At 67.0% G+C, this 7,371-nt stretch carries 8 protein-coding genes and 3 pseudogenes; 8 read left to right on the top strand and 3 right to left on the bottom strand.

Going from position 1 to position 7,371, the window contains the following annotated elements; all coding sequences use genetic code 11:
- Positions 1-165 precede the first annotated feature (165 nt).
- Positions 166-726: pseudogene (locus ACWDA7_RS48505) on the top strand (IS630 family transposase); the annotation flags it as partial.
- Between the two features lie 38 nt (positions 727-764).
- A complete protein-coding gene (locus tag ACWDA7_RS48510; RefSeq protein WP_450614057.1) occupies positions 765-1,514 on the top strand; it encodes a hypothetical protein in 750 nt (249 codons plus the stop codon).
- Positions 1,515-1,733: 219 nt separating this feature from the next.
- On the opposite strand, the gene ACWDA7_RS48515 is transcribed toward ACWDA7_RS48510, so the two are convergent.
- Complete coding sequence (locus tag ACWDA7_RS48515; protein ID WP_450614059.1) at positions 1,734-2,420, bottom strand: GAF and ANTAR domain-containing protein; 687 nt, start codon at positions 2,418-2,420, stop codon at positions 1,734-1,736.
- A 140-nt stretch (positions 2,421-2,560) separates the two neighbouring features.
- The gene (locus ACWDA7_RS48520) at positions 2,561-3,745 is read right to left on the bottom strand and encodes a PP2C family protein-serine/threonine phosphatase (RefSeq protein ID WP_450614070.1); all 1,185 of its coding nucleotides are present in this window, start codon (positions 3,743-3,745) and stop codon (positions 2,561-2,563) included.
- A gap of 76 nt (positions 3,746-3,821) precedes the next feature.
- Here ACWDA7_RS48520 and ACWDA7_RS48525 point away from each other — a divergent pair, with 76 nt between their 5' ends.
- Positions 3,822-4,046, top strand: a complete 225-nt coding sequence (locus tag ACWDA7_RS48525) for a hypothetical protein (protein WP_450614061.1) — start codon at positions 3,822-3,824, stop codon at positions 4,044-4,046.
- Between the two features lie 258 nt (positions 4,047-4,304).
- On the opposite strand, the gene ACWDA7_RS48530 is transcribed toward ACWDA7_RS48525, so the two are convergent.
- Positions 4,305-4,571, bottom strand: a complete 267-nt coding sequence (locus tag ACWDA7_RS48530; protein ID WP_450614063.1) for a hypothetical protein — start codon at positions 4,569-4,571, stop codon at positions 4,305-4,307.
- Between the two features lie 287 nt (positions 4,572-4,858).
- Here ACWDA7_RS48530 and ACWDA7_RS48535 point away from each other — a divergent pair, with 287 nt between their 5' ends.
- The 5 genes and pseudogenes from ACWDA7_RS48535 to ACWDA7_RS48555 form a co-directional block, all read left to right on the top strand.
- On the top strand, positions 4,859-5,191 hold the full coding sequence (locus ACWDA7_RS48535) for an ANTAR domain-containing protein (protein WP_450614064.1): 333 nt from the start codon (positions 4,859-4,861) through the stop codon (positions 5,189-5,191).
- A 383-nt stretch (positions 5,192-5,574) separates the two neighbouring features.
- A complete protein-coding gene (locus ACWDA7_RS48540; protein WP_450614066.1) occupies positions 5,575-5,892 on the top strand; it encodes an ANTAR domain-containing protein in 318 nt (105 codons plus the stop codon).
- A 12-nt stretch (positions 5,893-5,904) separates the two neighbouring features.
- Positions 5,905-6,045: pseudogene (locus ACWDA7_RS48545) on the top strand (IS5/IS1182 family transposase); the annotation flags it as partial.
- Between the two features lie 305 nt (positions 6,046-6,350).
- On the top strand, positions 6,351-6,911 hold the full coding sequence (locus ACWDA7_RS48550) for a hemerythrin domain-containing protein (RefSeq protein WP_450614068.1): 561 nt from the start codon (positions 6,351-6,353) through the stop codon (positions 6,909-6,911).
- A 232-nt stretch (positions 6,912-7,143) separates the two neighbouring features.
- Positions 7,144-7,371: pseudogene (locus ACWDA7_RS48555) on the top strand (hypothetical protein); the annotation flags it as partial.

Genomic DNA, 7,371 nt, shown 5'->3' on the forward strand with positions numbered 1-7,371 from the left:
TGGTGCTCGGAAAGCGAGCATGCCCGGTTCGGTGGGGGGCCGTCGGAAAAGGGCCTGGTCACAGGCACCTCGCTGGCGGCCTACCCAACCGCACGCCGGGTTCGGCGGGCGGGGATGGGAAAACCGACGGCCGAAAGGCCGCACGGCGTCCCGTCCCCGACCCAACAGATTCAGGCGCTGGACCGGTCCCAACCGGTGCTCCCGATGATGCCGGGGATGCCCGAGCGACGCACCCACGACTACCTGCGGCACGGCATCACCAGCCTGTTCGCTGCCTTCAACATCGCCGACGGCACCGTCATCGGCGAACTGCACCGCCGTCACCGGGCCATCGAGTTCAAGAAATTCCTGATCACGATAGACAAGGCCGTGCCCGCCGAACTGGATGTGCACCTGGTGTGCGACAACTACGCCACCCACAACACACCCGAGATCAGGACCTGGCTGGCCCGGCGCCCCAGGTTCCACGTGCACTTCACCCCGACCGGAACCTCCTGGATCAATCAGGTCGAGCCATGGTTCGGGCTGCTGACCGACAAACTCATCCGCCGCGGCGTCCACACCTCCATCAAGGCGCTGGAAGACGACATCAAAGCGTGGATCGCCACCTGGAACGAGGACCCCAGGCCGTTCACCTGGACCAAGACCGCTAACGAGATCCTCAACTCCCTCGCCGACTACCTGGCCAAGGTCAGGCCAAGCACCGACACAACCGCGCAGAACTAAAACTCAGCGTTTCTGGCGCATCACACTAGGCTGGGCCGATGATGTATGAGGGGGGCTTCCGGGTCGGTGACGTGCTGTCGGTCGCATGCCCCTTCACACCGACCAGGGTCGAACAAGGCATGACATGGAGCGAGGTGTCGGTGCGGTGGCCGTGGTGGCGCATCGACACCGACAGCGATTTCGTTCGCTGGAACGGGATCGTGGCCCTGGGCGTGGACAGTGGCGGGTCTGTCCCGTCGGAGGTTGAGGCGGAGCTGTTCCGGACCGACCCGCCGCCCGAGCAGTTGAAAGCGGGGGACGTCTGCCGGGTCGGAGTGCCGCCGACCGTGGTCCACGTGACGGCTGTTGATCACCACGACCCTCCGCTGGAGACGGGCTGGCTACCGCGCCCCCGGCTGACCGTGGCCGTGCTGCGCCGCGGCTTGTCCTACCGGGAGTTTCCGGACGGCAGCCATCTCGACGGCACGGGTTACACCATTCACCCGGGCGACGGGACGCCGTTCACCTTTGAGCTGTTGATGCGGCCGTACGCGTTTCTCCGGCCGGGTGACGAGGTCGCCGACGCCGCCGGACGGGCATGGCGATTCAGCGGACCCTGGGACTGGGCTGCCTTCGACGGAGAAGAGCCCGGCACGGGCCCCAAGTGGCCGCTCATCCTGCTGACCCGCTCAGGAGCGCCGTGCTCAATCGCCGAAGCGGAGGCAGTGGTCAGGGGCACAGCGACCGGTTCCCACCAGGAGACCGTCCGACAGTGGATGTCTCTCACTGAGGCTTCACCCACGCCCTAGCCGGGCGATGGCTACTGACAATGCCGCCAGCCAGCTGTGCCGTGAAACCGCGCGGGAAGTGGTCTCCGTTTTGGTCTCATTCGTCGGTGGCCGGAGCCGTTCACGGGCGTACGAGCCTGCCGACTCGAGCGCGGTGGTGAACGAGCGTGGACAAGGCCGAACGCTGTCCTGACTGGCAGGAACAGAACTCGAAAGCGAGCGTGGCCAAGCTCGACGGGCTCACAAGCCGCCTTGTTCGCAGACGCGACGCGCGACCTCACGGAGTTTGACGTTGTTTTCCTGGGAGTAGCGGCGCAGTACGTCGAAGGCCTGCTCCTCGGTGAGGTGATGGCCGCCCATGAGGATGCCCATGGCTTCGCCAATGACGTGGCGGGTGGTGACGGTCTCGTGCATCTGTGCATCGGTGCGGGCGCTGGAGAAGGCGATCGCGGCGTGCGAGGCCAGCAACCAGCCGGCCATCTCACTGGCCTCGCTGAATGCGCCCGGACCGCGGGAGTACAGGTTGAGCGCACCGAGGTCTTCGTCTTCGGTGAACAGGAGGAACCCCATCATGCTGCCCACGCCCAGTTCACGGGCCTTGGGGGCGTAGGCAGGCCAGCGTTGCTGCTTTTGGGTGAGGTCGGCAATCCGGAAGACCCGCTCGCCTTCGTGGCTGCGGGCAGCGTCGAAGCAGGGGCCTTCGCCGAGACGCGCTTGGAGCTGGTCGCTGACGCTGACGAACTCGTCCGTGGGGGCGAGACTCTGCACCTGCTTACCGTGCAGGATCAGGATGCCAGCCGCCTCACAGCCCTCCACCAGTTCGATGGCCGAGTGGGTGATCCGCTCCAGGGTGGCAGTGACCGACTTCTGGGCCAGCAGGTCCCGCCCCATGATGGCCATCTGCTGCGCGAACATGCGCCAGTCCATGCCGTCCTCCGTCTCACCTGTCCTGGCATGCCTTCTGCTCACGCCGACCCGCTCCACGCCAAGCCAATATCTGCCTTGACCCTCCCTTTACCGCCCGGCAAACGCGTAGAAGTGATGGTGCGATGCGGGGCGCGGCCGGGTCAGGTGCCGGCACCGGCCCTTGCATCGCGGCCTCCGGCCTGAGGGCCGTGCCAGTCGAGGCAGATGACGGTGGCGTCGTCGGGGAGATGCCCGTTGCAGGCGTGGGTGACCGCGGAGGTCAGGGCACGTACGACCTCCCGGGGGTGCTCGGTGGCGGTGTCGTGGATGAGACCGGCCAGGTCGACCGTTTCCGCCTGGCGCTCCTGCATGCCGTCGGTGTAGAGCACGAGGCGGTCGCCGACCCGCAGATCGAGCTCCTGCACTCGGTGGGGGGCGGGCGAAGCGAAGCCGAAGGGCAGGTCGACATTTAGACCTACATCGTCGACCGTTCCGTCACGCAGGCGCAGTGGCCAGGGGTGTCCGGCATTCACGGCCTGTGTGCAGGTGCCGTCCAGGGCGATGCGCAGCAGCTGGCCGGTGGCGAAAGTGCTGCGGCCGTGTTCGCGGAGGGCCTTGTGGATCTGGTTGGCCTGTTCGGCCAGGTCCGCTCCGGCGCGGCGGGCGCGGCGGGAGGCGTTGACCAGGAGGGTGGCCATGAGGGCGGCCTCGACGTCGTGGCCCATGGCGTCGGAAATGGACAGATGCAGAGTGTCGTGGTCGAGGGTGTAGTCGTAGGTGTCGCCGGCGCAGTTGTCGGCCGGGATCAGGGTTGCGGCGAGGGCGAACTCGGCGGCTTCGCAGGAGGGGGCTGTGGGCAGGAGCTGGCGCTGAATCTCGGCGGCCAGGGTCACCGGCACGGTGCGCTGACCCCAGTGGTAGAGGTCGGTGAAACGGCGGTCGGTGACGAGGATGTATGCCAGCGCGTGCGCAGCCTCCCCTACCTGCTCCAGCACCTCCTGCGTCACCTGGGGCAGGAACAGCTCCAGTACGCCGATGGTGTCGCCGCGGTTGGTGACCGGGGCCAACACCCGATGGCCCCGCTCGCCATCCGGCGCCTGCACCAAGCTCTGGGTACGCAGGACTTCGTCGTAGACGCTGCCTGCCAGAGGTACTTGATCGGCTCGGCGCCCTCGCTGGGAGTCTGCTTCCTCGCTGACCCGCACCACCTTCCGGCCGACGATGTCGACGAACAGGAACGACACGTACCGCGCGCTGAACCGCTCGCGCAGATTGCGCGCCACCACGTCGAGGGACGCCACCGGCGCGGCCTTCTCCGCCGCGCCCAGAACGTCGGCCAGCCTCATCCGATCCCGCGCCACCACATCCTCCCGGGGTTCCACGAACTTTTCCCCGCAGCCAGCAGGCATCACAGTTCCCCTCGTGCCTCAGATCACGCCTCGGAATGCGGTCGAGGTTCGACGGGGAGAGGCTGAGCTCATGGCCGAGCATTGCGTGATCGTAGGGGCGCCCTGCGAATCTGGCGGCCGCCGCGTACGCGTTGACGACGAGATCCTGGGCACGGCGTATTCGCTGCACGACTTGACGGTGTTCCTCCAACATTCCTGTCTGGTGGGCGGGGACGAGCTGGACGTCGCCGACGTGTGACCTGATCGAGTGGCACGGTGGTGGTCCGGAAGTCTGGCCGCGCCAGGGTGGGGGGCCGGACTGCTGGGCGGGGCCGGGCGAGCCCGCCGCATCGGTGTGGGAAACGAGGCTGGCTTGACTGGGGTGCGGTAGGCCAGGGCCGTGCGGAAGCGGGCGCGGCCCGGATCGGAGAAGTCAGCGCCTCGGGTGAACTCCTGGATCTGTTCGGCGACCAGTGGGAGTTCAATGTCGGTGTGCTGAGGAACTCCCGCCGGCACGTCAATGTCGGCGTCCTTCGGGGGACGGGGAAAGGCCGCAGGCCCGCAGCAGCTCCGGAGTCACCGTCGAGGGGTCTCCGCTGGCTACCCACCGGAAGTGGGTCACCATCATCACGTCGTCGACGCTCTCTCGTACGAACCCATCCACGACGCCTGGGCTGCCGACGCGTTCAAGCACCATGACCTCGCCTGGTTCCACCTCGTTGGCGATCTGCTGGTAGCACCCCGTGTCAGGGCACCCGGAGAACGTGTAGACCCAATGACCCATAGCTGACCTCCTGCCGGAGGCAACGAATAATCAACCGCTCCGTCAGTTACGAAGTCCACGAAATAGACCAAAGAGGTCAAAAAGGCATACATGTAATTAAGGCTGCACCCGTGGGTACTGGAGGCAGCGCGACTCGAAGGCTGGTGTGTTGCCTGGGGGCAACTATTTCCGTTGCATGCGGGGTAGGCGCATGGAGGCCCCGCCCCCTTCGACGGGTTGATCTCATGGCGTTCTTCGCAGTCTCCAGGCACCGCCCCCTAGAACTACTGTCCGCCACCGACCTCGCTATGGAGCACGACCGACTCCAGGCGGAAAATGAGCAACTCGAGCGCGCCGTGTCCTCGCACGCGGCCGTCGACCAGGCCATCGGCGCACTGGTGGTCCTGGGGCAGATTCCCCCCGAAGACGCATGGCGAGCCCTGCGGGACGTCTCGCAGCGCACCAACACCAAGCTGCGAATCGTTGCCGAGAATGTGTTGAAGTTCGCTCAAGGCAGCGCCCTGCCGGACACCGAATTGATCGAACTACGCCGAGCGCTGGCCCGCTACCAGGCTTTCTCTCCCGCAAATCGGGATCCTCAGGTCGCGGCGACGGGTGACGGACCGCCTGTCGACCGGTGAGGGGCGGCGGCCTTGTCACGTGAGAGCAGTGTCTGCGCTACCCCCGCCCGCTCCCACGTGCGCTGGGCGTGCACTCATTCGCAGGCCCGGACAGCACCTCGTCAGGTCCGCGGCCGACTCCACCAGGTCCGGAGCCATGAGGTTCGATCACCCGACGCTTGGCGGTAGCCCGCCGACTGTCATTCGCATTCTGCCCCCTACTGCGTAATCACAGGCGATTCAGCGAAGTGCGGCCACATCTGTCACGGAGCGGCAGAAGCGTAGGTGGTGTTGCTGTTGCCCCCCAGCGGCTTTCAGCGTGAGGGTGAAAGGAGAACCGACGTAACTGGTACAGGTCGGACATACATACCAGGAATGCGGAGCCCCCTTACCTCGGAGGCAAGGTGGACATCCCCTCGCACGAGCTCCCTGGTGCGGTTCAGGAACCGGAAAGCCGCCCTGCCGACGAGATCCAGCAGCTAGAGACCAAGGTTGCCCAGCTCGAGCGTGCGGTGCATTCCCACGCCGTGATCGACGAGGCGATCGGCGTCATTGTCGCCGTGGGACGCATGACACCGGCTGACGCCTGGGACTTGCTCCGCGAGACGTCCATGTGCACCAACACCAACCTACGGCACGTGGCCGAGCTGGCCGTCACTTTGGGTGTGACCGGCAACCTCGCGGCAGACATACGCGAGGAACTGGCCCGCAGACTGAACTGATCTCCGCCCTTTCAGCACGCGGCGGGCGCCCACAAGCCCAAGCCGTGGATCCCGAAGAAGGCACGACGCTCCGGCATCACCGCCCGACGAGCGACTCGGACGGCCCCGAACGGTCTGACTTCCAAGATTCATCTCGCCGGCGAGGGCGGCTGCATTCGCTGGCCCTCCTGGTCACGCTGAAAGAGTCAGCGGTGGCGCCGTGCCCGTGAGGGCGTGTTTGGCGACGGACCGGGGGGACCGGCGGCGGTGCCTGTGGAAAAGGAGAACTGCTCTCATGGCACGGCGGTTCTCCTGCTGTACCTGACCAGGCTGTCGCAGCGGCGTTGGTGATGGCCAGGTTGGCGTCCGTTCCAGTGAGGCGAGCGGGCTGGGCCCCACAGGGCCTTCCGGTGCGGGGATCAGTGTCTGCAGGGCGGGACAGACCGGCCCTGACAGGACGAGCGAGAGGTGGATGCACGATGGGGCATGGCGGGAATGTGATCGAGGAATTGATGGCCGACCACCGGGAGGTCGAAGAGATCTTCGGCCGGATCCAGTCCATGACCGGCGAAGGTCAGGAGCTGCGTGATCTCGTGGACGAGGTCACCATCGAACTGGTGCGGCACTCCGTTGCCGAGGAGCAGTACCTGTACCCGGCGGTGCGCGAGCACGTCGAGGGCGGCGACCGGATCGCGGACAAGGAGCTCCGGGACCACAGCCGTATCGAGAAGCTTCTCAAGCAGCTGGAGAAGACGAACGCCGACGATGCCGAGATGAGCCCGCTGCTGCAGCAGCTCATGGAGGAGGTAGCCGCCCACGTCGAGGACGAGGAGAACAATCTGTTCCCGATGCTGCGCCAGGCCTGTTCCTCCGAGATGCTCGGCGATCTCGGGGAGAAGGTCCGGCGGGCCAAGACCATCGCCCCGACCCGCCCGCACCCTGCCGCCCCCGACACTCCGCCCGCGAACAAGCTCCTTGCGCCGGGCGCCGGTCTGGTCGACCGAGCCCGTGACTTCGTCACCGGTCGCGGCAAGTCCTGACTGGCCCTTCTCCGCCCCGCCGGGCAGCAGCCGGCCGGGTACCGGGTCCGGACCGCACGTGTCTTGTCCGGCCCCGGTGCCCAGCTGGACGGAGGGTGACGCGGGTCATGCAGCCTGTCCGGGGCGGCCGCCTACACTGGGCCGCCACGAGCGGGGCAGCGCTGCTCCGTGAAACAGCTCGCGGGACCGTTCAGCCGGGCAGGGCGAGCACGCTCCAAAGGGACCGATCGCCGTGCCCACCGACCTGACATCCGTCATAGCCGCCTCCGCCCGCTGGCTCCTGGCCGCCTACCCGGCGCCCGCAGGCGCGCTCAGCCGGGCGCTGGCCGAGGCTCAGGCCCGGCAGGCCGTCACGCTCGCCGCGGCCCTGCGCTACCCCACCGACATGGACGTGCAGCTGCTCCACCTCCTGGGCCCCAGTGGGACCACCCGGCTGGACTGGGCCACCGGATGCGAGCCG

Source organism: Streptomyces sp. NPDC001156 (genome assembly GCF_053598275.1).

Excerpts from the sequence above, each read along its gene's own strand:
- ACWDA7_RS48510 (WP_450614057.1), top strand. The coding sequence starts at position 765 with ATGATGTATGAGGGGGGCTTCCGGGTCGGTGACGTGCTGTCGGTCGCA.
- ACWDA7_RS48515 (WP_450614059.1), bottom strand. The coding sequence starts at position 2,420 with ATGGACTGGCGCATGTTCGCGCAGCAGATGGCCATCATGGGGCGGGAC.
- ACWDA7_RS48520 (WP_450614070.1), bottom strand. The coding sequence starts at position 3,745 with ATGAGGCTGGCCGACGTTCTGGGCGCGGCGGAGAAGGCCGCGCCGGTG.
- ACWDA7_RS48530 (WP_450614063.1), bottom strand. The coding sequence starts at position 4,571 with ATGGGTCATTGGGTCTACACGTTCTCCGGGTGCCCTGACACGGGGTGC.
- ACWDA7_RS48535 (WP_450614064.1), top strand. The coding sequence starts at position 4,859 with ATGGAGCACGACCGACTCCAGGCGGAAAATGAGCAACTCGAGCGCGCC.
- ACWDA7_RS48550 (WP_450614068.1), top strand. The coding sequence starts at position 6,351 with ATGGGGCATGGCGGGAATGTGATCGAGGAATTGATGGCCGACCACCGG.